15 protein-coding genes and 3 pseudogenes are annotated in these 26,826 nt (G+C 41.9%); 5 read left to right on the forward strand and 13 right to left on the reverse strand.

Annotation, left to right across the window (positions count from 1 at the left end; all coding sequences use genetic code 11):
* Nucleotides 1-11: 11 nt before the first annotated feature.
* From DW083_RS02355 to DW083_RS02390, 8 genes and pseudogenes are all read right to left on the reverse strand, one after another.
* A complete protein-coding gene (locus DW083_RS02355; protein WP_122331295.1) occupies nt 12-1,274 on the reverse strand; it encodes a cellulase-like family protein in 1,263 nt (420 codons plus the stop codon).
* A 200-nt stretch (nt 1,275-1,474) separates the two neighbouring features.
* Nucleotides 1,475-2,358: pseudogene (locus DW083_RS02360) on the reverse strand (AraC family transcriptional regulator).
* 279 nt (nt 2,359-2,637) lie between these two features.
* Nucleotides 2,638-3,335: pseudogene (locus DW083_RS02365) on the reverse strand (16S rRNA (uracil(1498)-N(3))-methyltransferase).
* Nucleotides 3,336-3,369: 34 nt separating this feature from the next.
* Nucleotides 3,370-4,686: a NupC/NupG family nucleoside CNT transporter gene (locus DW083_RS02370; RefSeq protein WP_115499950.1), complete on the reverse strand. Its 1,317-nt coding sequence runs from the start codon at nt 4,684-4,686 to the stop codon at nt 3,370-3,372.
* Entirely contained in the window at nt 4,683-5,318 is a 636-nt protein-coding gene (locus DW083_RS02375; RefSeq protein ID WP_115499951.1) for a bifunctional nuclease family protein, read from the reverse strand. The genes DW083_RS02370 and DW083_RS02375 overlap by 4 nt, the downstream gene beginning before the upstream one ends.
* Nucleotides 5,319-5,590: 272 nt before the next feature.
* Complete coding sequence (locus DW083_RS02380; RefSeq protein ID WP_122331296.1) at nt 5,591-6,391, reverse strand: M48 family metalloprotease; 801 nt, start codon at nt 6,389-6,391, stop codon at nt 5,591-5,593.
* 8 nt (nt 6,392-6,399) lie between these two features.
* Nucleotides 6,400-7,320 (reverse strand): DUF5106 domain-containing protein, encoded by a 921-nt coding sequence (locus DW083_RS02385; protein ID WP_122331297.1) that lies wholly within the window; start codon nt 7,318-7,320, stop codon nt 6,400-6,402.
* Between the two features lie 214 nt (nt 7,321-7,534).
* Complete coding sequence (locus tag DW083_RS02390) at nt 7,535-9,526, reverse strand: OmpA family protein (protein WP_122331298.1); 1,992 nt, start codon at nt 9,524-9,526, stop codon at nt 7,535-7,537.
* Between the two features lie 135 nt (nt 9,527-9,661).
* Between DW083_RS02390 and DW083_RS22210 the strand changes: the two genes are divergently transcribed.
* Nucleotides 9,662-9,835 (forward strand): hypothetical protein, encoded by a 174-nt coding sequence (locus tag DW083_RS22210; protein ID WP_167451676.1) that lies wholly within the window; start codon nt 9,662-9,664, stop codon nt 9,833-9,835.
* Nucleotides 9,823-10,146, forward strand: a complete 324-nt coding sequence (locus DW083_RS02395; RefSeq protein WP_115499955.1) for a type II toxin-antitoxin system RelE/ParE family toxin — start codon at nt 9,823-9,825, stop codon at nt 10,144-10,146. The genes DW083_RS22210 and DW083_RS02395 overlap by 13 nt, the downstream gene beginning before the upstream one ends.
* Here the strand turns inward: DW083_RS02395 and DW083_RS02400 are convergent.
* From DW083_RS02400 to DW083_RS02420, 5 genes and pseudogenes are all read right to left on the reverse strand, one after another.
* Nucleotides 10,119-11,339 (reverse strand): S-adenosylmethionine:tRNA ribosyltransferase-isomerase, encoded by a 1,221-nt coding sequence (locus DW083_RS02400; protein WP_122331299.1) that lies wholly within the window; start codon nt 11,337-11,339, stop codon nt 10,119-10,121. The two genes, DW083_RS02395 and DW083_RS02400, sit on opposite strands and share 28 nt — an antisense overlap.
* On the reverse strand, nt 11,336-13,270 hold the full coding sequence (locus tag DW083_RS02405; RefSeq protein WP_122331300.1) for an ABC-F family ATP-binding cassette domain-containing protein: 1,935 nt from the start codon (nt 13,268-13,270) through the stop codon (nt 11,336-11,338). Before DW083_RS02405 ends, DW083_RS02400 begins: the two co-directional genes overlap by 4 nt.
* 40 nt (nt 13,271-13,310) lie before the next feature.
* Nucleotides 13,311-14,216: an ATP-binding protein gene (locus DW083_RS02410; protein WP_370038615.1), complete on the reverse strand. Its 906-nt coding sequence runs from the start codon at nt 14,214-14,216 to the stop codon at nt 13,311-13,313.
* 180 nt (nt 14,217-14,396) lie between these two features.
* The gene (locus DW083_RS02415) at nt 14,397-16,013 is read right to left on the reverse strand and encodes a RagB/SusD family nutrient uptake outer membrane protein (protein ID WP_122331302.1); all 1,617 of its coding nucleotides are present in this window, start codon (nt 16,011-16,013) and stop codon (nt 14,397-14,399) included.
* A gap of 35 nt (nt 16,014-16,048) precedes the next feature.
* Nucleotides 16,049-19,143, reverse strand: a pseudogene (locus tag DW083_RS02420) (SusC/RagA family TonB-linked outer membrane protein).
* 1,559 nt (nt 19,144-20,702) lie between these two features.
* Between DW083_RS02420 and DW083_RS02425 the strand changes: the two are divergent.
* The 3 genes from DW083_RS02425 to DW083_RS02435 all read left to right on the forward strand — a co-directional run bounded on the left by DW083_RS02425 (nt 20,703) and on the right by DW083_RS02435 (nt 26,821).
* Nucleotides 20,703-23,699 (forward strand): TonB-dependent receptor, encoded by a 2,997-nt coding sequence (locus DW083_RS02425; RefSeq protein WP_233551713.1) that lies wholly within the window; start codon nt 20,703-20,705, stop codon nt 23,697-23,699.
* A 23-nt stretch (nt 23,700-23,722) separates the two neighbouring features.
* Nucleotides 23,723-25,378 carry a RagB/SusD family nutrient uptake outer membrane protein gene (locus DW083_RS02430; protein WP_122331304.1) on the forward strand — a complete coding sequence of 552 codons (1,656 nt, stop codon included), beginning with the start codon at nt 23,723-23,725 and terminating at the stop codon, nt 25,376-25,378.
* 63 nt (nt 25,379-25,441) lie between these two features.
* The gene (locus DW083_RS02435) at nt 25,442-26,821 is read left to right on the forward strand and encodes a DUF6057 family protein (RefSeq protein ID WP_122331305.1); all 1,380 of its coding nucleotides are present in this window, start codon (nt 25,442-25,444) and stop codon (nt 26,819-26,821) included.
* Nucleotides 26,822-26,826 lie beyond the last annotated feature (5 nt).

The raw sequence follows: 26,826 nt of genomic DNA on the forward strand, positions 1-26,826 counted from the left end.
AAGATTGAAATTTAGAGCCGTCTCAATAATTTAGCAGCTACTTCATTATTCATGATAATAGATTCATCCAACTCAGCAGACCTGATTATTGCAGTCATCTCCTGATGCCATTTTATATCACGCCACATTCCTACAAACTGAGGCCCACAAAAATTACTGGTAGCTATCCCGGCCCACATACCGGTTTGAGCAGCGGTGACAGTGCCTAAAGCACAAAGTTCCTTCACCCAATCCCAATTTAACATAGGCCAATCTTTATAATCTACAATACCCCAGCATTCCGTCGTAACAAGAGGGCGGCCTACTCTTTTTGCCACTTTTCCCATCAGTTTAATTTTATCAGTCAAAAGTTTCTGCCAGTACAATGGTTTATCCTGATAAAGATTTTCTGCAACTTTCACCACTTTTTTATATGCCTCTGGAGAAAATTGTCCGTCTTTATAATCTACAATCTTATAAAACTCACTATTATTCTGGTGAACCATCCAAATGTGGTGTTCATACAAATCCAAAAATGAAGTATCTATTTCTTCATATTTATAAACATCACCACAATCAAACGAGAAAAGGAAAGGTATATCCGGATATTTTTCCTTCATTCGACTCAAAGCCTGCTTCATCCATCGAAGAGATTCTTCCTTATACCACTGCCCCCATACAACATGAGGATACTGTGAAGAAAAGAAAGGTGCCCATAAATTCCCCGGCCATTCATTACATAAATCTACAAACAATATGGTATCCAGTAATCCATCCTGTTCTATAGATTGAAGAGCCGAAATCCAACAATCAGCCATTTTATCAGAGGTCGTTATCTTCATTCGAACATCATCTATATCCTGGCGGTACCAAGAAGAAAGTCCAACTTTTATATCACGTTCTTTGCACTTCAATAGAAATCTATTCAAATTCGGTTGAACCTGTACTTCATTCAAATCCGGACTACCCCAGACCTGCTGATTCCAAACTTCTTTCAATAACCACTTCTTAGTCGGGTTTTCTGCAATCAAATGTGGATAAGCATCAATACGTATTGCATTATAACCACGTTCCTGCAATTCATCCAATGCTATATCCCAGTCTTCATAACCAGCACCCGGCCAACGGCGCTCCAACCAAGAAAAATCCCACATAGTAATTGCACGAGGTGAAACATTTCTCCTCCCAGTCTCAAAAGCCATCGTATCCTTATTAGAAGAACCAAGAGTATCTAAGGCAGTAAGACTCCCTAAAGCGGCTATTGTAGTTTGTTTTATAAAATTTCTTCTATTCATATTAGTACTCAAACAGGATAATTTACAATCGTGTGACAAAACTATTCATTCAAATATTTCTATATTCATAGGCTTTCTATTATTAGAATTACAACTGTTAACTATATCTCGAATATCATATTGCAAATATATAGTAATCCGATATTATCTTATTTCTTAATTCTCACACACATTTCTGGTATTTTACCATAATTCCAAATTCATATAACTTTTTGGTTTTTTACCCCAAATTTCTTCTGGTATTCCGAGGGGGACATTTGCGTAGAGCGTTTAAACTGCTCAATAAAATTTGATAAGTTATTAAAACCGGACTCCATACTCAATGTCGAAATCTTCATACGTCCTTCAATCAATAACTTTTTGGCATGACCAATTCTTATATCATTCAGATATTGAATAAATGTTTTCTTCGTTCGTCCTCTAAAATAGCGACAAAAAGCATTAGGAGTAAGCCCAACCAGTGATGCCACTTCCTCTAATTTAATCGGTTTCATAAAATTCTTCATCATATATTGATATACCTTATCAAATCTTTCAAAATCAGAAGAATTAACAGATTCCGTAAAGCCGATACTCGCTAACAATTCGTATTCATCAGTGGTAGCCATCATTCTAACAAAGAAATAAAGTTAATAATACGGGACGCTCCGGTATCATTTACCGACCGCTGAATAAAAGAGCCAATGGCATCCCGGGATTTCCCTACAAACTTAATTCCTCTTCTAGAACGTTCTATAAGCTGACGTATATTAGACATCTCCGGCAGACGAATCAAATTAGCTTCAAAAATATCTTTCAGAAAAAACAAACATAAACAAGAAGCCTTCAGTCCTGCTCCTTGTGTAAAAAACTCATCGTCATTTCTCCATTCATGAGGTAGTTTCGGCCCTACCATGCAAACATCTCCTTCTTGGTATCTACCTATATGATCACCAACAAAACGCGTGCCTATGCCCTCTAATATATACATGATTTCAATTTCCGGATGATAATGCCACGGAACAATAAAATGAGGCAAATCTTCTTTATAGAAGTTTATATAACTATTGCTCGTAAATGGTAGTTCTTGATAAAGTGGTATCATAATATTTTATTTGTTAAAAGAATGGACAATCAGACGACAGACATAAGTCTGCCGTACAAATATACAGCCAAGCACATTTAAAGGCTTATATGATATTCGCAAAGAATTATGGTATTTTACTCTTAACGTTAGGACCTACGTTAATATACCAGAATTCTTCATTAATCTTCTCCTTTTCCGTTGATGCTCTAAATAACGATTCAAAGAAAAATAAAAAAAGGATATGAACCAAAATATTTTTTTGGGTTAACATATCCCTTTTCTTACAAAAATTTATTCTTACTGATTCAACACATGTATCGTATGACATGCCACCAATGCCGCCGTCTCCGTGCGCAACCGGCTTTCGCCCAATGAGATGGGTTCAAATCCTTGTTGCAGGGCAAAGGCTATTTCTTCCGGGCTGAAATCTCCTTCCGGACCGATCAGTATCAAGCATTCTCGCCAGGATGGTACACTTTCTTCAATAAAGGTTTTTCGCCTTCTTCACAATGAGCGATAAACTTACGGCCTTCAAAAGGCTGGCTGACAAAAGAACGGAAATCCGTCATTCCATTCAATTCCGGCAATGTTGCTTTCTGAGACTGTTTCATCGCACTAACCAAAATCTTTTCCAGGCGGGCCGGCTTAATCTCTTTCCGTTCGGAAAAACGGCAGTTTAAACAAGTGATCGCATTAATACCGATCTCCGTTGCTTTCTCCGCAAACCATTCCATCCGGTCCATATTTTTAGTCGGAGCTACCGCTATATGCAAATTGAAGTTCCACAAAGCCGGTTGTTCCCAGCTTTCCAATATACTGACTTCACAATGTTTAGGATGTGCCCTACTGATAGCAGCCTTATAAAAAAAACCTTTACCGTCCGTCAGTAAAATCTCATCGCCCTCTGTCAACCGAAGGACACGAACACAATGGCCACCTTCTTCTTCCGGCAACTCTGGATTAACAGCAATATCCGGCGTATAAAATATCTGCATCTCTCACTTTCAATTTTCAATTTTCAACTTTCAATTACCCCAGTATCATGCCCACTATGGTAGCTGAAAGCACCGAAACCAAGGCACCACCGACCATGGCAGGAAAACCGAAGCGGGTAATGAGTTCCCGTTTTTCCGGCGCCAGCACCCCCATGCCTCCCAACAAAATACCGATGGATGAAATATTAGCAAAACCACATAAAATATAAGTAGACATCAAAACTGATTTCTGATATACAAACATACCGGCATCTTTCCATTCCTGCATCTGGAAATAGGCGACAAACTCATTCAGGATTGTTTTCTGCCCCAACAAAGAGCCGACCAGCATGATATCCTGATAAGGAACCCCGATCAACCACATGAAAGGAGAAAGAATTACCCCTAAAATAAACTGGAATGTCAGCCCTTGCGCCTTACCGTCCGTGACCGACACGATCCAATCATTCAGTCCGGTATACCGTCCGACCAACCCTTCCAATATATAGTTGGCAAGCGCCACCATCGCAATAAAGACCAATAACATGGCAGCAATATTGACCATCAGGCGGACACCTGTCGATGTCCCGGCAGCCAAAGCATCCAATGCCGTAGAATGCTCTCCTATTTTTTCCATTTTAACCAGTCGGTCATCGGCTTTTTCTGTCTGCGGACAAAGAATCTTTGCCAGAACAATCGAACCCGGGGCAGCCATCAACGATGCGGAAAGCAAATGCTTCGCAAACAAGACTCTGGCAACCGGATCGCCACCAGCCAACATACCGATATAAGTCCCCATCACTGTTCCGGCAATCGTACCCATACCGGAAACCATGACCAAAAATATTTCAGACCGGTTCATGGCCGGCAAATAGTTCTTTATCAAAACAGGCGATTCCGTCATTCCCATAAATACATTTCCGGAAGTTACCAATCCTTCCGCACCGGATATATTCATAAAACGACGCAAAACCCAGGAAAAAGCACCCACTATACGCTGGATAATCCCCCAATAATAGAACAAGGAAACCAATGCGGAAAAGAAAATCACGACAGGGAGTGAATTCAGAAGAAAAATAAACCCTTCACTTTTGGTCACCAACGGCCCTAACAGAAAAGCGACACCCGACTGTGTAAAGTCCATCAACTTGATAAAAGCCTTTCCCAACCATTCCAGCACGATCCCGACTGCCGGAACATGCAGAACCGCAAGTGCAAAAATGACCTGCATCAGCAATCCGCCTCCGACCAGTTTCCAATCGATCCGTTTCCTGTCATAACTCAGGAGATAAGCCACTCCTAAAACCGTTGCTATACCCAGAATACCACGCAAAAAAGACTCCAGGCTAAAACCAAGTTGTTGTTCTATCATTTGGGCCCTCCCTCCTCTTCGCGACGCCGTATTTCATCCTTATACATTTTTGCATACTCATAGTTCTCATCTGCAATCGCCTCATCCAGACGATCCGACAGCTCCTCGGCATCCAAAAGGGAAAGCCACTTTTTTAGCCGGACTTCATCTTTTATATCTTCCGGCTCCAAATCCAGGATAAAATCATCATCATCCTTATCCTTTTCATCCATGGCGGCATCTTCCAGAACAACACCACATTCTTTCACGATCTCAGGCGTTGTATAAATATCGCATTTTACCCGCAATGCAATAGCAATAGCGTCGGAAGTACGCGAATCCAGACGAACCTCGTTGGCTCCATCTTCAAAAAGCAATTCGGAATAAAACACACCGTCTTCAAACTTATAGATAAAAACCTCACGTAAACGGATACCGAAAGCCTGGGCAAACGTTGCAAACAGATCATGCGTCAAAGGACGAGGAGGTGTTATGCGCTCCAATGCAATCGCAATTGACTGCGCTTCCGATGTTCCGACAATGATAGGTATGCGGCGAACCCCTTCTTCTTCCGCCAGGATCAGGGCATATGCACCCGACTGTATCTGGCTATTCGTCAAACCCTGTACCCGTAGTTTTATTCTTGTATCCACACTATTTAGTTTTTTAGTCAATACACAAAAGTAATATTATTTCGGAATCTTAAAAAGCATTCGATAGGAAAGAAGAGAACATACGGTCTAAAAAAAGAAAAGGTTGTCATCACGACAACCAATCTTCATTGCTAACCTTAAATCTAATACCATGAAAAACACAGTGCAAATATACCTGTTTTATGTTATGCAGCATAGTTTTTCAGCAGAAAAGATCAAGGATTTAGCATTATTTTAATCAAAAAACCATCTATTTAAGTGCCGTTAACGGTTTATTTCTGATTCTTCACGTATTCATCCGCTTTTGCCCTCATGCGTTCCACCCGCTTTTGCGTTTCCGGATGACTGGAGAATAACTGGCGGAATTTAGACGATTTAGGGGCTTCTTCACTCAATTCCAACAGTTTGTTCAATGAATTACACATACTGTAAGGATCAAGGCCGTTGGCTATGCTAAATTCAAAGCCGTAATCGTCCGCCTCGTTTTCCTGTGTCTGTGAATATTGCGCACCAGCAAGCGATTCGGCCAGATCTCCCAACTGTGAATCAGTCAGCTTTGCCGCCGTATTACTCGCAGCACCGGCAGCGTTCTTGGCCGCTGAAGTCAGATAGGCTTGCTTCATGGCATCTTTCGAATCCGTATGTACCACGTGGCCGATTTCATGACCGATAACTGCCATCACTTCATTATCATCCATGATCTTCATCAGACCTCCACAAACACGAACACTTCCGTCTCCGCAAGCGAACGCGTTTACGTCAATCACATTATAGACTTTAAAATTCAGGTCAAGACCATCCACTTTTACATCCTTTGTCAGATTAGCTAAACGCTGTCCCATTTCCGTATCAGGACCAGCTACTTCATTGTGCGTATCCATCCACTGGATATATTCGCGCGCCATCTTTGCCACATCCTCGTCCGACAGAGTTATAGCTTTTGCAGCATCCGCTGCCGCATTTACTAATTTCTTTGTATTGATGGATTTACCGCCAATCTTAAATTGAGCCGATGCACTCAAGCTGACACCGGTCACCAAAGCCATTGATAATAAAAATGTTCTTCCTTTCATTTCGTTTGTTATTGTTGTAAATAATTCTCTATCTGGTTAAATGTAACATCTTTCAAAATAACTTTCTTATCCTTATCCAACAGATAAAGTGTCGGGATAGCTTTCAAATCATAAATCTCATCATTCTTCAGGCTGACCGTGCTGTCATAAGAATTAATCCAGCTTGCCGGCATATAAGAAATATGGTTCCTCCACGCATCCAGATCTTCATCCGGATAGACAGCAAGGATTTTGAGTTTATTATTCTTGATCCATCCATTCACAATCGGGGAAGCAGCAAGCTGATCGGTTATTTCCTTGCAGGCATGGCAATCCGGATTATAGAAGAATAAAAGCAGATAATCAGCTTTCACATGATACAAAGTGCCTTTCTTTCCGTCTGCCAGCGTATAGGTAAAATCGGTAGCAGGCTCCCCTATCCTGTTTTTAAGAGCCACTTCAAGAAGATGCGCCGGACGTACTTTATGGACTTCATCGAAAACCGGAGCCTCTAACACAGCTTCCAATACAGGTATATAGAGAGATTCATCCCGCATGGGTGAATTCGGATCATACAAATATTTTTCATATAACCCGGCAAAATAAGCAAACATCGTACTGTCGACAGCCGCCTTATTCATCATGTCTTTAATAGAAGAAGCAGCCGTTGCTGGTGAAACATATTTCATCATGTCAATATAATTGGATGCTGCCTGTTCCGTGATTTCGGGAAGGTGGATCAAGGTCGTATCGGTAAAATCAAATTTATCCCAATAGTGCGTGACCAGATAGGCTGCACGTTTTTCCGGCTCGGTTATGACACTTGGAACAGAAACCATTTCAAAAGTACGTTCTTTTGTGTTCTCTGTTTCCACCTTTTTGGGCTGTTGACCGTTACAAGCACTAAAAATCAACATAAAAGATAATAAGTGAAGTACTTTAATCCGCATAGTATCTTGTTTTTATTTGCCACAAAGATAAGCTTTATCAGCAATTAAATAATCAGAGGCGCAATAATTAATCGACCAGTTAACTAAAGTAAGAGGTTATCCGAAAACCGGCGGGCTCATTCAGAAAAAAATGCCGATATTCAAAGACAACCTCTTACGCGCTACAAGATAAAAATTCGAGGTACCTTATATCTTTGTCTACTCTGCTGATAAATCAAAACAGATTATAGTTTGTCCGTAATACTTTAAATTCTGTCCGACGGTTTATCTGGTCCGCAGTCTCCTGCTGTTCAGGAGTCAGCTTCTCTATAAATTCTTCCGTCAGGACATCCCCTTCATTCAGGAAATCGTAATTCTTAGCCATCTTTTTGTTGATCACCTTAGGAACACTTTCACCATATCCTTTGGCTTCCAAGCGGTCTTTGGCTATACCTCCCGCAATCAGATAATCGACTACCGATTGGGCGCGCCGTTGGGCCAGGCGTTCATTATACTGGTCCGAACCTTTCCGGTCGGTATGCGCTCCTAATTCGATTGTCACATTCGGATTGTCATTCAACATCTTAATCAGTTCATCCAATGCTTTTTTCGATTCCGAACGCAGTGTCGCCTTATCGAAATCATAGAATATATTTTCGATCACAACCGGTTTGCTGATCGGAGAAAGGAAAAAGTCCACGATATATGTCTCATTCTTTTCTTCCGGCCCGGTCTTCAACTCAAAATTCTGGTTCAGATAACCGCGTGCACTGGCCATCATCACATACCTGATGTCACGTTCCAGTTCCACTTTGTACTTACCATCTTTCTTTGCCAGCACTTTTTCGTTCAAACCGTCCCGGCCGACAATACGTACTGTCGCATCTTCGATCGGATTCTCATCCACATCCGATACGATACCTTCAATAAAGATCGTGATAACCGGCATTTCAAAAGAATACAGATGATCGTATCCGCGTGCATCATTTCGATTGGAACTAAAAAAGCCTTTTTCCTGCTTCCCGGCGAAAGTGATACCGAAGTCATCTCCGGAAGAATTGATCGGAGCTTTCATGTTTTCGACATTCCATTTACCGGTACTGTCTAAAGTAGCCTTAAACAGATCGAGTCCTCCCATACCCGGATGACCATCCGATGCAAAATAAAGTGTAACGGAATCACGCACATATGGAAACATTTCGTCACCCGGCGTATTGATATCCGGTCCCAGGTTTTCCATCGGTCCGAAATCATTCCCGACAACACGCGCCCGAAACAAGTCTTTACCACCGTAACCGCCCACTGCATCGGATACAAAATACAAATATTTACCGTCAGGCGAAATCGCCGGATGACCAAGAGCTGTCACCGAATCTTTTACGATACTGGCACGCGTACCCTTCCCCCATTTGGCACTGCTACGGGTAGAGATATAAATTTCAGAAGTACGCGGTCCCTCCGGATCCTGCGCACAATAAGTATAATACATCGTATTCCCATCCTTCGAAAAAGAGGGCGTCCCTTCATCAAATTCCGTATTTACTTCATCCTCCAACTCTATCGGTGCTTGCCAGGCTCCGTTCTCATCCTGCTTCACCAGGAAGAAATCATTATTCCGTTGCCCGGTAATCGCATTGGTAGTCTCATCCTTATCTTTTCCGGCTCCTTTGGGCGTACGAGTCGATGCAAAATAAAGCTGGTCATATTTTTCTCCGTACAGCATCGGGCCAAACTCGGAACGGCGGGAGTTAAACTTCTCCATTCGTTTGACCACATAACGAGTCGGATTCTGTTTCCATTTCGTAGCCTCCTCGCACCCCGTAATACCGTTAAATGCCAATATGCTGCCCGGTTCCGCTAACAGATAATCATTGTAATATTTGATCGCTTCACCATAACGTCCGCTCTTATGGTACATCTGTCCCAGCCTGAGGTTCACAATACTGTCGGGATAGTTATAGCGCAAGGCATTCATATACGCACTGGTTGCACGCGGCGTATTATTAATCAAGCGATTACAATCAGCCATCCTGTAAGCGATATAACCACGCAAGTCCCGCTTGACAGGAGGTGTTTTTGTATATACTTTCCGGTATATGGCCGCAGCTTCAAAGTATTCGCCAATGCGTTGCTTTTCTTCCGCATCGCTCAACTTCGCCGATTTACAGGAATACAAAGAAACTATTGCAAAAAACAGAAACAAATATGAGATTATATTCAATTTCATCTTATACCAATATGGGAACAAATATACTATTATCTGATAAATACAACGAATACATAATAATCTTATTGCATTAGAAACCTGAATTGAAGAAAATAACTATCTTTGTCAAATAAACATATATAAAACCAACGAGCTATGCTAAATGAATTAAATATCTCTAATAAACCAGCCAATGTTTCTTCGTTGAAAGAGACAAAAGACAGATTGCTTTTTCTTGAAAAAATAGAACGAGGACGTTTAGAGTCTGCATTAATGTTAACCAATACTAAAGAAGAAGCAAGAAACAAACTGTCAAAATGGTTGAAATAAAATGGACTAACTTTGCTATTCAAAACCTTAATGATATTGGAAACTACATTGAACAGAATAGCTATCGACAAGCTTCAAGAGTTGTAAATTACCTTTTTGACTCTGTAAGTATCTTAGAGAACTTTCCTCTATCAGGAAGAGTTGTGCCTGAATATAATGTCCATTATATACGAGAACTAATACGCTCTAACTACAGGATAGTCTACTTAGTGCTAAATGATAGCCGGATCGATATTCTTACCGTTCATCATTCAGCACAATTATTGCCTGATCTACCAGTACTTTACAGCAACAGCGAACTATCCCCGTAACTCAAAAAACGGAAATCATGCGCCAGGGCATAATCGTAAATGTTCTTCCAATCTCCTTTTACAAAGGCTGAGATCAGCAGCAGCAAAGTACTTTTCGGCTGGTGGAAATTCGTCACGATACCCCGTACGATTTTGAATTCATAACCCGGGGCGATAATGATCCGGGTAGCCGTCACCAGCTTATCCGCCTGATGCCTGTCCAGATAATCCAGGATATTTTGCAACGCTTCATCAGCAGTCAGACGGTTATTCGACTCTTCATAAGGCATCCACTGTTTGACAATCAATTCATCGGCTGTCGCCTCCGGATTCGAAGCCAGCGTAACTCCCATATAATAGAGGCTTTCAAGCGTACGGACCGAAGTCGTACCGACCGCAATAATCTTACCGAGGTTCTGTTTGATCCGCTCGATCGAACTACGGCGTACGGATATAAATTCCGTATGCATCTCGTGGCCTTCGATTGTTTCACTTTTCACCGGCTTGAACGTCCCGGCTCCGACATGAAGCGTCAACTCCTCGCGTCCGATGCCGTGCGCATCGATATCAGCCAGGACTTCCGGCGTAAAATGCAAACCGGCAGTCGGAGCGGCCACCGAACCTTTTATCTTCGAATAGACAGTCTGATAAGTCTGCAAATCGCTTTTTTCAGTTTCCCGGTTCAAGTATGGAGGAATAGGCAATACACCAGCCGCATCCAGGAGATCGGCAAACGTACAAGTCGGATGATCCCAGGAGAATTCAATCAGATGACTATCTCCGCAAGTCTGTAGCTTCTCCGCTTTTAGCGTGACAGTTTCGCCATCGAGCTGCACCATCTTAGTCAAAAGCCCTTCTTTCCATTTTTTCAGGTTACCGACCAGGCACGTCCAGCGGCAACGTTCGGTCTGCTGGAATACCAATGCATAATCATGCGGTTCGACCGGTTCCAGGCAGAAAATCTCGATCTTGGCCCCTGTCTCTTTCTGAAACAAAAGACGGGCCTGGATCACCCGCGTATTATTAAAGACCATCAACGAGCCTTCCGGCAGATAGTCCGTAATGTGTTTGAATATACTTTCTCCGACCTTTCCTTCCTTATATAATAAAAGTTTCGATTCATCCCGCTTAGGCAACGGGAATTTAGCGATCCGCTCGTCAGGCAGCGGATAATCGAAATCTTCAATACGTATCTGTTGCGTCTTTGTTGTCATGATAATTCTTCCAATTCTATTGTTTGTTCAGTCCAAAGATCCATCGTATCCGACAAATCTTTCTTCAAGGCCGAATATTCGCTATATAAAGAGACATCCGCCGCTCCCTCAGGCGTTGCCAGTTTAGCTTCGATTGCCGCTATGGATTTTTCCAAATCCGCAATTTTCTTTTCGGATTCCGCAATCGCTTTTTCCACTTTCTTGATCGCTTTACTCTGCTCCTTGCGGGCTTCATACGAGAGCTTATTTTGAGTGGGTTGTACATCTGCCGCAGCAACATCAGATGCCGCCTGGGCGGAACGTTCCAGTTCTTGCAGACTATCCAGCTTCTTGCGTTCGAGGAAATCATAAATTCCTCCCAGATGTTCGACCACCCGTTTATTGCCAAACTCATATACTTTGTCCACCAGGCCATCCAGGAACTCACGGTCGTGTGAAACGACAATTACCGTTCCGTCAAACTCCTTCAATGCATCTTTCAACACATCTTTAGAACGCATATCCAAATGGTTCGTCGGCTCATCGAGAATCAAGAAGTTCACCGGTTCCAGCAGCAAACGGATCATTGCCAGACGCGTTTTCTCCCCTCCCGACAAGACCTTGACCTTTTTATCCGAAGCTTCTCCCCCGAACATGAAAGCGCCCAAAATATCGCGTATCTTCGTACGGATATCCCCTTGCGCCACATAATCGATCGTATCGAACACCGTCAGATTTTCATCTAAAAGCTGTGCCTGATTCTGGGCAAAATAACCGATCTTGACATTATGCCCCAGTTGCAACTTGCCGGTGAAGTCGGTAATCTCTCCCATTATACATTTTACCAATGTCGATTTACCTTCCCCGTTCTTGCCAACAAAAGCGACCTTATCCCCCCGGTTGATCGTAAATGTCGCATGCTCGAAGATCAAGTGTTCGCCATACCGTTTGGCAAGGTCTTCCACTATCACCGGATACGAACCGGAACGGGGAGCCGGCGGAAACTTCAGGTTCAGCATAGCCGTATCCACTTCATCCACTTCGATGCGTTCCACTTTCTCCAATTGCTTGATGCGGGATTGTACCTGAACGGATTTAGTCGCCTTATAGCGGAAGCGTTCGATAAAAGCCTCCGTGTCGGCCAATTTCTTCTGCTGGTTCTCAAAAGCACGGAGCTGTTGTTCACGCCGCTCCTGGCGCAACACGACATATTCGGAATATTTTACTTTATAGTCATAGATTTTTCCAAGCTCGATCTCGACCGTACGGAAAGTCGTATTGTCGATAAACGCCCGGTCGTGAGAAACGAGAATAACAGCATTGGCACGTGTCGCGATAAAGTTTTCGAGCCATTGGATAGACTCGATATCCAAATGGTTTGTCGGCTCGTCCAGCAACAGAACATCCGGCTTACGCAACAAGAGTTTTGCAAGCTCGATACGCATACGCCATCCCCCGCTGAACTCGGAAGTCGGCCGGTCGAAATCATTCCGGGTGAACCCCAGACCGATAAGCGTACGTTCCAGTTCCGCATGATAGTTATTTCCACCCATCAGCTGGAAGTGTTCTGTCAGATGGGTGACACGATCGATAAGTTTCTGGTAGGATTCCGTCTCATAATCGGTACGTTCGGCCAATTGCAGGTTCAGCCGCTCCATTTCCTTTTCCATTTCATGGATATGCTCGAAAGCCTGCTCGGCTTCTTCGCGAACCGTCTGCGTATCCGCCAGTTTCATCTGCTGGGGAAGGTAACCGATTGTCGTTTCTTTCGGCACGCTGATTGTCCCCGCGGTCGGAGACTGCAAACCAGCGAATATCTTAAGCATCGTAGACTTTCCCGCCCCGTTCTTTCCAACCAGTGCGATACGATCCTTCTTATTCACCACAAACGAAACATCATCAAAAAGCGTAAACCCGCCAAACTCAACTGTAAGTCCTTCAACCGAAATCATATATTTTTCTCTATTATGGCTGCAAAGGTATATAAAATTTTCATTGAATGGCAGAAGTCAGATTCCAGGCTTGCAAATGACGAATCCCCTCTTTCGAAGGCAGAAGCACATCGTCAAGCGAAACGACTATCTTTTCATAATTATCACCAATAGCTTCTAATGCAGAATATTCCCGTTCGATCGTATCTTTATCTGCCAATAAATATGTACTTTGCAAATAAATAGTCCGATCTCCTTTGATGGCGACAAAATCCACCTCTTTATCCCTAATGCTACCGACATAAACATCATATCCTTCCCGTAACAACTCCAAATAGATCAAATTTTCAAGCTTATAACCAACGCCATAGGCAAATCCTCTATAGAGATAATTACTAAAAGAAAGGTCATTTATATAGTACTTGCTATTTCCTGCTATTATATCTTTTCCTCTAATATTATATCGTTCTGCGCGATGAATCAAGTAAGTCTGTTCGATAAATCGAATATAAGCGGCCACAGTGTCATAACTGGTCTTTCGCCCCTTACTTTTAAAGTAATTCGTCACATTACTAATTGACAATAAGTTTGATGCATTATTTACTATATAAATAAATATATCTTCTAAAAGACGTGCTTCTTTTATATTATAACGTTGTATGATATCGCGTAACAGCACTGTGTCTTTTAATGCCGATATATAATTCCGACGAATCTCCGGTAAAGACAAATGCACTAATTCCGGCAATCCTCCACTCTCCAGATAATCCAGATAACTTTGTTTGCAAAGATCTTTTCCATTCAGTTCTGCATATTCCGTGTACGAGAATGGAAATATCTCAAAATTGACATATCGCCCCGATAATAGAGTAGCCAACTCGCCAGACAACATATTTGAATTGGAACCTATCCGTATAACCACGCCTGAAGAATCCCATCTGTGGAGTGTTCCCTCCCCAAAGATTATAAGTTTTCAGAAGATTAAAATATTCGTCCATACTCGAAAGTTTTTCACAAAACTACAAAACTTTCGAATACAATCGAAGCTTTTGCATTCATAAAGATATAATTTATATGAAAAAAGCCGCAACATAAAGTCGCGGCTTTCTATTTTAATAAAAAGACTTTTCGCCAAATGGCGTACCTATTAATAACCTGTATTCTGTTTCAGGTTCGGGTTCTTATCGATACTACCTTGCGGAATCGGCAAATAACGATTCTTCTCTACAAATTGACGATTTTCGATAAACGCTCTTTTATCAGAAATAACTGCACGTTTATAAGGATCAGTTTCACTGTAGTTGATAGTTCCTGTGATACGATTCAATTCCCCGTTCAACAATGTTTCAGCCAATCTCTTACCACTGGCATCTTTCCAGCGCAAGATATCTGCACGACGCAATCCTTCACCAGCCAGTTCGACACAACGTTCACGACGGATCAACTCACGCAATGATTCTTTTGTACCGTATTTGGCTCTATCGACCGGCTTCATGCCTGCACGTGTACGGATTTGATCCAAATATTCATAAACCTGAGCCGAAGGACCATCCAATTCATTCGATGCTTCAGCATAAGTAAGCAATACTTCTGCATAGCGGAAAACGATCACACAAGTAGCCGTATTCCATATGTTCGAATACTGATCGATCGGATCCAAATATTTAGCCCATGTCAAAGCCGTTTTAGAAGCATTATCGGTATAAGTCGGATAATTGATATTTTTCGATTTACCATCAGCTTCAAATTCATCCAAAGTATTCAGGACTTCACCTCTCCATTCCTGTCCGGGGAAAAGAATAGTCTTTTCCATACGAGGATCCCGGTTGGCAAACGGATGAGTAGCATCATAACCACTACCCGGTTCATCTTTTGTCAAACCGTTACTCATCTCATACATATCAACTAAATTCTGAGTAGGTACGATTGAAGACCAACCAGCATCTTTGTTATTATACATCTGGCCGACAACACCTAAACCATATATATTTGCAATACGCTGATCCGCTAAAATAACTTCTTTGGAATCAATTCCCGTCAGTTTAAACAGATTGGAATAATCCGGATCCAATTCATACTGTTTCAAATCGATAATAGCTTGAGCCGCATCTTTAGCTTTTTGCCATTCATCATAATACAAAGCTTCGCGCATTCTGATCGCAAGGGCCGCTCCTTTCGCAATCCGTCCACGTTCGGAAGGCTCAGCATTAATGTTTGCAAGCGCATCATCCAAATCTTGTGCAATTTGCCGGCGCACTTCTTCTTCCGTATTACGAGGAACCTGAGCCTCTTCAGCTGTCAGGTAAGAGCCGATAATAGGCACACCGCCGTACCACCAGTTCATACGGAAATAGCAATAAGCACGAATGGCTTTAGCCTGGGCGATCAAATCTTCTTTCTTTCCCGGTGTCGTAAACTCGACATTGTCAATATTGTCCAATACCGTATTACAACGACGGATAATAGAAAAATTATAGAATGAAGCTCCGGTATTGGAACTTGCCAAAGAGCCATCACCCCAAGGACGCCATCCTTCCCAAGGGAAATTATTATAACCGATATCAGAACCGCAATCCAGGTACAAAATAGAACTTGGATCCCACAGTCCATTATAACATCCTACAACAAAGCTTTCAGCATCATTTTCTGTTTTCCATGTTGTGGAAGGAGACAGCGCATCATGCGGAGCTGTATCCAAAAAGTCCGAGCAGGCAGTAGACAATAGTGCTACTCCAGCCAATAGATATATTGATATACGTTTCATATAATTCAACTTATAATTAGATAATCATTAATTGTTTAGAATGTAATATTAACACCAAATGAATGTGTTGTTGACAGAGGATAGCTTGACAAGCGAGAGCTTACAGTTTCCGGATCTACATTCAACGGCATAGAATCAAATGTCAGCAAGTTTTCAGTTGAATAATACACTCTCAAATTCTGAACACCTACTTTTTCCAAAAGACTTTTCGGGAAAGTATAGCCCAATTGTAAAGTCTTTAAACGCAGATAGCTTGTGTTGATTACCCAAAAGTCAGACAAAACATTGGAAGCTTCACTCGGAGACATACGAGCTTCAGCTACACGTGGCATACTTGCATTCGGATTTTCTGGAGTCCAGGAGTCCAGCCATGCTGTGGACGGATGCCCTGCACTACCGGAGAATTCACCAAAAGCTTCTTTTGTATAAGCAAATCCTACATTAGCGGCTCCTGTGAAATTCATTGTCAAATCAAAATTCTTATAAGCTGCATTCAAGTTCAAACCGAATGTCATGACCGGATCTTTCGTTTTATACAATTCACGGTCTTCAGCCGTAATCTTGCCATCACCGTCTGTGTCGACATATCTTAAATCACCGGCTCTAAACTTCTGTCCGAACGGATATCCTTCCTGTTTGGAATACTTATCCATCCAAGCTTGTGCTTCTTCGTCAGACTGGAAGAATCCATCTGTTTTATAAACATACCAGGAGTTGATCGGCGAACCTACCTTACGCAGGAAGTCACCATCAGACATACGTTCGACACCACCTAAATTTTCTATCTTATTTTTATTATAAGCAAAATTACCGACTACGCCGAATTTCCAATCACCCCAACGGTTATTGTAACCCAATTGGATTTCAACACCACGGTTACGCATCGCACCTACATTATCTTTATAAGCTCCTAATGCGAACTCTGTCGGAACCGGAACTTCCATAATAATGTCTGTAGTCTTACGATCATAGTAATCGAATGTCAAGTTGATCTTATTATTGATCACAGCGTCCAAACCGATACCCCATGTTGTAGATTTTTCCCATGAAAGGTCTTCGATTTTATAACTGCCCTGATAATAACCAGTTGTCAACGCACCGCCAAAAGGATAATTAGCACCCAGATTATAGGTGTTCAACCAAGGATAGAAGTCACCGCCTGTCGGAGTTCCGTCACTCAATGCATCCTGTTACCCAGCATACCCCAAGAACCGCGGATCTTCAAGCTGTTCAACCAATCTCTCGTATTTTCCATAAATCCTTCTTCACTGATACGCCATGCACCTGAGAAAGAAGGGAAATATCCCCAACGATGTCCCGGAGCAAAACGGGAAGAGGCATCCGCACGGAAGTTAGCTTCCAACAGATATTTACCAGCGTAATCATAGTTTACACGGCCAAAGTATGAAAGCATAGCCAATTCACGGGTAAATCCGGAGTTTGTTTGAGTAGCTGTCGCACCGGCGTTCATATCATCCAACTCATTGTTAGGGAAGTTTTCACGATACATATAATTGTAACGCACATCATACTGTTCTGCATGATAACCCAACATGGCTTTCAAACCATGATTACCGAACTGTTTATCATAGTTCAACAAAATATCCAGATTATAACGGCTCCAGTTTGTGAATGCTTCCGACAAACTATTCGGACGGGCAGCCTGCGCCGGGTCAGCGTCAATTTTCTTTACAAATGCTTTGTAGTGTTGATCGTCATTTACATAAGCACCTGAAACAGTTGCTTTCAGACCATCGATAATCTGATAATCGACAGCCAAAGATCCTGTAAAGTTCTGATTGTATTTATCAACAGTCTGTCCGGAATCCAACCATGCGATAGGGTTACCGTCATTTGTTGCCCCATAAGTACCATCTTCTTTATAAACAGGGATCATCGGGCTCAGAATGTTCAACTGACGAATGATCTGGTCAGACCAACCGCCACCATAGTTGGAGTTCGGGTCTTTATAATCATTCTTGATATAAGCCATGTTCAAACGGACTGTCAACTTCTTCGTGACATTCATATCCAGATTAGCACGACCGTTAAACTGTTTACGTTCCGAATTAGGAAGAATACCTGTTTGTCCTAAATAACCGGCAGAAGCCATATATTTTGCTTTTTCAGAACCTCCGCTTACGTTTACATTATGTTTATGCAGCACACCTGTTTGATAAGCAGCATCATTCCAGTCTGTATTAGGATGACCATAAGGGTCTGAACCGTCCTAGAACAGACGAATATCTTCATCACTATAACGGTGCGGCTGGCCATTCGTATCGTCAATACGGTTGTACAGCATTGCATATTCGGCAGAGCTTACACGGTCAATAACAGCCGTCGGGCTTGAAACGCCGACATAACCGTTGTATGAAACGCGGGGAGCACCTGATTTACCACGTTTAGTCGTAATCAAAATTACACCATTCGATGCCTTCGAACCATAGATAGCGGCCGACGCTGCATCTTTCAATACAGAGATACTTTCGATATCATTGGGGTCAACACTATCCATCGAACCACTTTCGATACCGTCAATCAAAATGTAAGGATCAGAATTATTTAATGTCCCGACACCACGAATACGGATATTACTTCCGTCTTCACCCGGACGACCTTCACCGGCAGTGATCGTTACACCAGGCATCAAACCCTGCAAACCAGATGATACATTAGAGATAGGACGATTGGTCAGTTCTTCACTGGCAACAGAAGCAACAGCGCCTGAAAGGTTCGCTTTCTGCTGTGTTCCATAACCTACAACTACGACCTCTTCCAACTTTTGTGTGTCTTCCTTTAAGTTTACAGTTAACGACGCTTGTCCGGTGTACGGTATTTCCTGAGTCAAATAACCGATGAAAGAAATCTGGATAACATCTCCATTTTTAACATCCAGTACAAAATTACCGTCCATGTCGGTAACCGTACCGTTAGTCGTTCCTTTTACAATTACAGAAGCGCCGGCTACAGGGCCTAAATCATCACTCACTGTACCTTTCAAACTTTTTTGTTGCTGAGAAATGCCAACTTTGGGAGTTGCCGTACTGTCTAATGCATAAGCTGCTCCTCCGGAACACAATGCTGCAGACAACAACATAAGGCTGACTGGTCTTGCGATTTTCAACATACCAATTTGTTTTTTGTTTAATAATAATAGTTACTATATGAATAAGATCTAAGGAGGTGACAATCACCCAACTTATAGACTTAACACATTCTTTTCTTGATTTTGAACGTTCAAAAAAACTTATATCCAAAAACTTGACTTAGTTCTTGTAGGACTAATTACTTATTGTAAAAAACATAATGAATGATAGAAAAAAAGGAGGATTTTAATGCGAAGTTCTTGTAGGACTATGATTAAATAAATTCGACAAACGTGCTCGAAAAAATAATGAGAGATATACAATAACCCCCTTTTTTGGCTGTTTTTCTATTTCGTTCAAAATCTTGATCGATTTTGGTTTGACTTTTTTCATGGTTTAAGTTTCCCTTTCTGACAATAGGAAAAACGAGGTGCGCAGTCCGTTCTGAAAAGCATGCAATTTGATTACCGAAAACCGGAAACACCGTCAAAGTGATAAACCTTAACTCCCGGAGAATCGAATATTTGAAAATAAAACGGACAGCGTTCCAAATATCCCAAGGAAATTTAGAGGCTTTTTTGCCCTGAAGACGGTCCTCTTTCCAATTACGACCGTCCTAATCGCCATTACGACCGTCCTAATCTTCGCGAGGTGCCGAGTGCACTACACATTAGCACGGTCATGGTGGCAAAGAGGACGGTCGTAATTGCTGGAAACGCTCAAAAAAGGCGAAAAAGTCCTTTTTGATGGCAGAAAAGTGGATTAACATTTATTGGGTTTCGGATGTCTTTCAAGCCTGAAAAATGCATTTTATACAATAAGCCCCTAAGGATTGAAAAAAGTATCCATGCCCATCCATCCAAAATTTCATGCCCATGCAATCCGATTTTCATGGGCATTGGATTTTACCAAAGCCACTATCGGATTTTGTCACTAATCAGGCCATATGATATGTGGTTTATTATTCGATGTTAATTAAATACTTATTACAATAAGTACGAAGGGATAAAAGCCTAATTACAAACATACTCACATAATCCACAGAAACGCCCTTTAATTGTTAATTAACATTTCAAGTTCTATCATTGGGTAAATCGGCAAATATTAAATTACACTTAATATAGTAAAAGATTAATTTTACACACACCGAATAAAAGTAATCAATATTTAGATTTTCAAAGGAAGAAGAGCAAACATTAGGCTTATATAAGAAAAAAAGCAGATAATATTGTTTGCGTTAATGAAATATTTTAATATATTTGTCGCGTTATATAAAGGCGATGTTAAAATACATTTCACAGGTATCGTGCTAATTTTTTCTAAAAAAAAGTATGTACTGTAATAAATATGTATTACATTTGTCACGTCGAAGAAACGTAGTCCTACAAGAACTAAGTTAAGTTTTGAAGGCAAGTTTTTTCTGGACGTTCAAAATCAAGAAAAAAAATGTGTTAAGTCTATAAGTATGGTGATTGTCACCTCCTTAGATCTTATTCATATAGTGACTATTATTATTAAACAAAAAACAATTAGTATGTTGAAAATTGTAAGACCAGTCAGCTTTTTGCTGTTGTCTACTGCTCTTTGTTCATCAGGAACGATGTTTGCAGCCAATGAAACAGCAACTCCTAAAGTTGGCATTTCTCAGCAACAAGCGAGTTTAAAAGGTATCGTGGAAGACGAATTTGGCCCTGTAGCCGGAGCTTCCGTTGTTGTAAAAGGTACTACTAACGGTACAGTTACCGACATGGATGGTAATTTCGTCTTGGATGTTAAAAAAGGAGATGTGATCGTTATCTCATTTATCGGTTACCTGACCCAGGAGATTAAGTACAATGGAGAACAATCCATTAAGGTAAACTTAAAAGAAGACACACAAAAACTGGATGAGGTTGTTGTTGTTGGTTATGGCGTACAGAAAAAAGTAAACCTGACAGGTTCAGTATCGACAGTAAAAGCCGAGACTTTGGAAACAAGACCTGTATCCAGCGTTTCTGCAGCTTTAGCAGGGCAGATGCCGGGTGTGACAGCTATCCAAAGTTCTGGTAGACCGGGTTCACAGACAGGTTCTATCACGATTCGTGGTAAGAACTCCGTGAATGCAGCAAGTCCGTTAGTTATTGTAGATGGAGTTCCGGGTAGCATGAATACGATTGACCCGGCTGATATCGAAAGCCTGACAGTATTGAAAGATGCTTCTTCTGCCGCTATTTACGGTGTACAGGCTGCCAACGGTGTTATTTTGATCACAACCAAGAAAGGTAAAAAAGGCGACCGGGCACGTGTTAACTATTCAGGAAATGTAGGTTGGTCGACTCCGACTATGCGTCCTAAATTCCTGGGTTCTGCAGATTACGCTATGTTATATAATGAAGCGACTCTCAATGACAATCCAAACAATCCGCTTCGTTTCACTGATGAAGACATTGAATTATATCGTAACGGAACAGATCCTTATGGTCACCCAAATACCGATTGGTATAAAGAGGCGCTAAACAAAAATGCGATTGAAACCATGCATCATATATCTATCAGTGGTGGTTCTGAAAAAACAAGTTATAGCGCATCTGTCGGTTATACACAACAAAATGGGTTGATCGACGCCAATAACTACAAACGTTTTAATGCACGTACCAGCGTAGACTCGCAAATCAACAAATGGTTCTCTGCAGGCTTGAATGTTTCAGGTTATAGAGGAACCCTTATGGATGGATGGAATAGTGTTGCCAGTATCACCCAATTTACTAACCGTGCAACTCCGGTTGAAGCAGTCCGTAATGAAGAAGGTGATTTCCTGTATCACGGAAAAGACAACCCACTGGCAATGTTAGGACGTGACGGCTTCAGAAGGACAATGGATCAACAGGTAAACGGGACACTGTATGGACAGGTAAATATTCTGCCGAACCTGACCGCCAAAGCGTTATTTTCCATTCGTAATGATGAAAGAAGCGAAGATGGTTTCAAAACTCAAATCACTTATGGCGCTAATAACGAAGCAACGACAGGACTTCGCGAAGGATATGAAAAGCAAACCTGGTGGAACTGGTACACGACACAGGTATTGATCAATTACAATGAAACATGGGGCAAACATGATTTAGGTTTATTAGCCGGTTTCGAACAGATCGATTATCGCTATAAACATCTTGAGGCTGAACGAAAAGGTGGAGGTAACAATGAATTGCAAGAATCATTGAGTACGCTGGATGCTTCTTCACAGACCAACAAAGAATCAAGATATGAAATTGCTCACCGTTCATATTTCGGGCGCGCTCAATATAGCTTTGCTGATAAATATTTGCTCGAAGCGAATGTCCGCCTGGATGGATCTTCTCGTTTTGCTTCCGGCAACCGCTGGGGTGCTTTCCCTGCATTCTCTGCCGGTTGGAGAATCACAGAAGAAGAATTTATGAAAAACGCCAGTATTGATTGGTTGAGTAATTTGAAACTGCGCGCAGGCTGGGGACAAACAGGTAATGAAGAGTTGAAAGATGGAGAAGCCTACCTGACAGTTCCTTCATACGCCTATGAAAGTTATATGTTCGGAAATTCCCTTTATTCTACGGCTTATGAAAGTCGTTACGCTAATAAAGACTTGAAATGGGCTACAGTTACAAGTATCGAAGGTGCTATCGAAGCTTCATTTCTGAACAATAAGATTGGTTTTGAATTAGCCGGCTATAAAAAGACAACCAATGATATGTTGCTGTTACTTCCTGTACAGGGAGTGCTGGGCTTAGATGCTCCGCGTCAGAATGCTGGCCAGGTGCAAAACACCGGATTCGATTTGAGTATTTTCCATAACAATTCTATCAGCAAAGATTTTCGCTATGATATTAATTTCAATATCGCCTATGTCCACAATGAGTTAACAGACTTACAAGGTACTGAAGGAAAAGAACCGGATGACGGTAGAGATAATTTCTGGTTCCTGGAAGGTTATCCAATCGGTTCTTATTATGGGTATGAAGCTGACGGGCTGTTCAATTCGCCAGAAGAAGTGGCAGCAGGTCCGACACGTACCGGAACGGAACAACCGGGTGATATCCGTTACAAAGATTTGAATGGTGATGGAAAAATCGATGCTGCAAACGATAAAAAAGTGATCGGTAAGGAATTTCCAAGTTGGACCGCTGGTTTAGGTGCCAATCTGTATTACAAAGATTTTGATTTGTCATTCTTCTTCCAAGGCGCATTCGATGTAGACGCTTACGTTAATGGTGAAGCAGCTTATGCTTTCTTTAATGGAGGTAAAGTTTTGGAACGTCATCTGGATCGTTGGACGCCAACCAACCACAACGCTTCATATCCACGTATTACAAAGGATGATCAGATCAACTACCAGTTCTCATCTTATTGGTTGCAAGACGCTTCTTATGTCCGCTTGAAAAACCTGACGATCGGCTATAACATACCGAAAGCATTATTAAGCAAGATCAATCTGGATCGCGTAAAAGTATTCCTGACTGGTGAAAACCTGTTCACAATTACTGGAATGGATTCATTAGACCCTGAATCAGCACCGTCTAATCCGCGTGGAGGTTTATACTCAAACGTAAGAAAAATATCAATCGGTCTTAAAGTAGGTTTTTAAACAACAAATTATAATTTAGAAATATGAAAAAGAATTTTATATACATAGCTCTTCTGGCTATCACATTATTCGGCTTCAGTTCATGTAGCGATTTTTTAGATCGTATACCGGATGATGAGCTGTCTGACGGTAGCTTCTGGAAAACCCCTAATGATGCAAAAATGTTTATTGCTGATGTATATCGCCAGGTTATGCCAGGAAAATATAATGGAGATGTTGACGGTGATATCGAATCCGATAATGCCGTACATGGTATCAAATGGGCAGCTGGAGATGTATCAAAAGGTATTTATGATCCGGCACAGATGGGATGGAGTGATGATTATAAAGCGATTCGTGCCTGCAATATTTTATTGGCTAAAATAGACAATATTCCTGATTATGACCAGGCTGACAAAGAAGCAGTAATGGGTGAAGCTCGTTTTCTACGTGGTTTCATTTATTTTGGGCTTATCCAATCATTTGGAGGCGTACCTTATGTGGATCAACCTCTCGATCTGAAAGAGATGGGAAGTATCACTCGTACACCGGTCGAAGAAGTATATGCCAAAGTAATGGAAGATTTTGACTATGCAGCCGCCCATCTGCCAACACAATGGGGTAGCAGTGATTATGGACGTGCAACAAAGGGTGCAGCTAATGCAATGAAAGCTCGTGCTGCATTATATTTCAAGCATTTCGATACGGCTGCAGAAGCAGCAAAAGCTGTTATGGATTCCGGAGAATATGAATTGTTTGATGCCAATAACACAGGACAATATGCTAAATTGTTCTGGGAAGAGCAGGAAGCCTGCAAAGAGGCCATCTTGGTAAGACAATTCAAAGCTCCTGAACTTACCCACTACCTGATTGGTTGGGAATGCTTCCCGACAAAAGGTTGGGGAGGTATCAATCCGACCCAGAGCTTGGTCGATGCTTTTGAATGTGCCGACGGTTCTCCGATTGACAAGTCAACAACCTATGACCCTACAAATCCATTCAAAGACCGCGACCCGCGTCTGGAAGTTTGTGTACTGCATGACGGTGAAGAAATGTACGGTGTAACAATCAAGACAGCTCCTCTGAAATCAAGTGGCTCAACAGGTGTTGCCCAGCATAACGACGCAACAGCTACCGGTTATTACCAGCAAAAATGGTTGGATCCGAGCATTGACCCGCAATCGACAGGATGGGATATGGGAAAAGACTGGCATGTAATCCGCTATGCAGAAGTCTTATTGACTTACGCAGAAGCTAAAAATGAACTTACAGGATTAGATGCTTCTGCATTTGAAGCCGTAAACCAGGTACGTCGCCGTGTCGGTATGCCGGAACTGCAAAATACAGATGCAAGCAAACCGACCTATTGCGGCACGCAAGACGCGCTCCGCCAACGTATCCGCAACGAATGGCGTGTTGAGTTTGCTCTCGAAGGTAGCAAGCGCAAATGGGACATCCGCCGTTGGGGTATCGCTAAAGATGTATTGAACGCTCCGTTCTTAGGAATGAAATATACGATGGTTGACGATCCGAATGCACCGAAAGAGGATAATGGAAAGAAATGTATCCTGTATCAGGGCGAAAATATCAAACTGACCGGTAGTAAATATGAAGATCACAACTACCTGTTCCCGATTCCACAGGAAGAAATCGACCTGAATCCGGCATTGGTACAGAATCCGGGATATCCGACAAAGTAAATATCTAAATATTTGTCATAACAAACACGGGAGGAGTCATATCCTCTCGTGTTTCATTCTTTTATGAAGTATATTCACTGGCTACTCTTTACTGCTCTTTGCGGCTTGTTTCTGTTCATGTTCCTGGACAGTCTGGCTTATCTTTTCCCTTATCACGAACAACAAAACTTATTTCTGTTTTCCCACGCTTACCTGGATACATTTTTATCCACCCCCGGTAAACTCGGGGAATATCTGGCAAACTTCATCGTCCAATTCTTCTACCTGCCTTATACGGGAAAAATTATATTTACGTTTATTCTGTCACTTCTTTATCTGTTTCCGGTACTCTGTTGCAAGCAGCTAACAGGAAAACACGATCCATTGCATCTGGCAATCTTGCTTCCCTTGTTCTTATTCGTGCAATTTGAATCGCTTGGTTTTGAAATCAGTTGGGCAACCAGCCTTTTCTGTTGTTTCTTCTTATTATTCATGTTGTCGTTGTTACCTAAAAAGATATTCTATATAACTCTCTTGCCTTTTTTTCTGTTAACGAGCTTTGCACTGGGATGGATATATCCGGCCATTGCAATTTTAATCTGTGTCGTAACATTGCTTTCCGCTCTTTTTTTCTCACGATTCGGAAAGAACAGAAAGATTTACATTGGTGGCGGTATTCTCTGTTTAGGAATCTACGCTGCCGGTACTTTCTATCTATTCGTCTATTCCTATAATATGCGTGAACGGTTACTGCTTGAAGCGGAAGGTCATCTCAAGAAACAGGAATGGGAACAAGTTCTTGACTGTACCCGGAAATACAGAGGAGAAAATCAACTGAACGACTATTTCCGGAATATGGCGCTTTATCATACAGGACGCATGCCTTATGACTTACTGAACTATTCGCAAAGTTACGGCATCAACTCCCTCTTTTTACCTTGGACGGGAGACGCGCAACAAAGCCGGTACGGACATTATATTTACGAACAGTTAGGATATTTGAACGAAGCACAGCGGTGGGCCTTCGAGTCACTGGTTGTCAACGGAGAAACAGCGCCCAACCTGACGAACCTGATCCGCTATAATATTGCAAACGGACGCCCGGAAGTCGCCCTACGCTTTATCCGGATTCTCAAACAATCTTTATTTTACCGGAAACAAGCCGAAGAATACGAGAAAATAGCTTATACCGGCCAGATTCGAGGTCTGAAAGCGTTACCACATGCAGAAAATAAAAAAGCCCGCTTCTCCAATATACAGAATCTGGGACCGGAACTAATCTATATCTGTGACCGGGATTCTTCCAACCAAATGGCATTTGAATATCTGATGAGTTACCTGATATTGAGCAACCGGCAGAAACAGTTTGTCGAAAACCTGCCGCGCATACAGGCCTTCTCCTATCCCGGAATGCCGCCCCTCTATCAGGAAATCTTGAATCGTTATCAACAAGACCAGCAATAAACAAA

Source organism: Parabacteroides sp. AF48-14 (assembly GCF_003477465.1).
GTDB lineage: Bacteria > Bacteroidota > Bacteroidia > Bacteroidales > Tannerellaceae > Parabacteroides > Parabacteroides acidifaciens.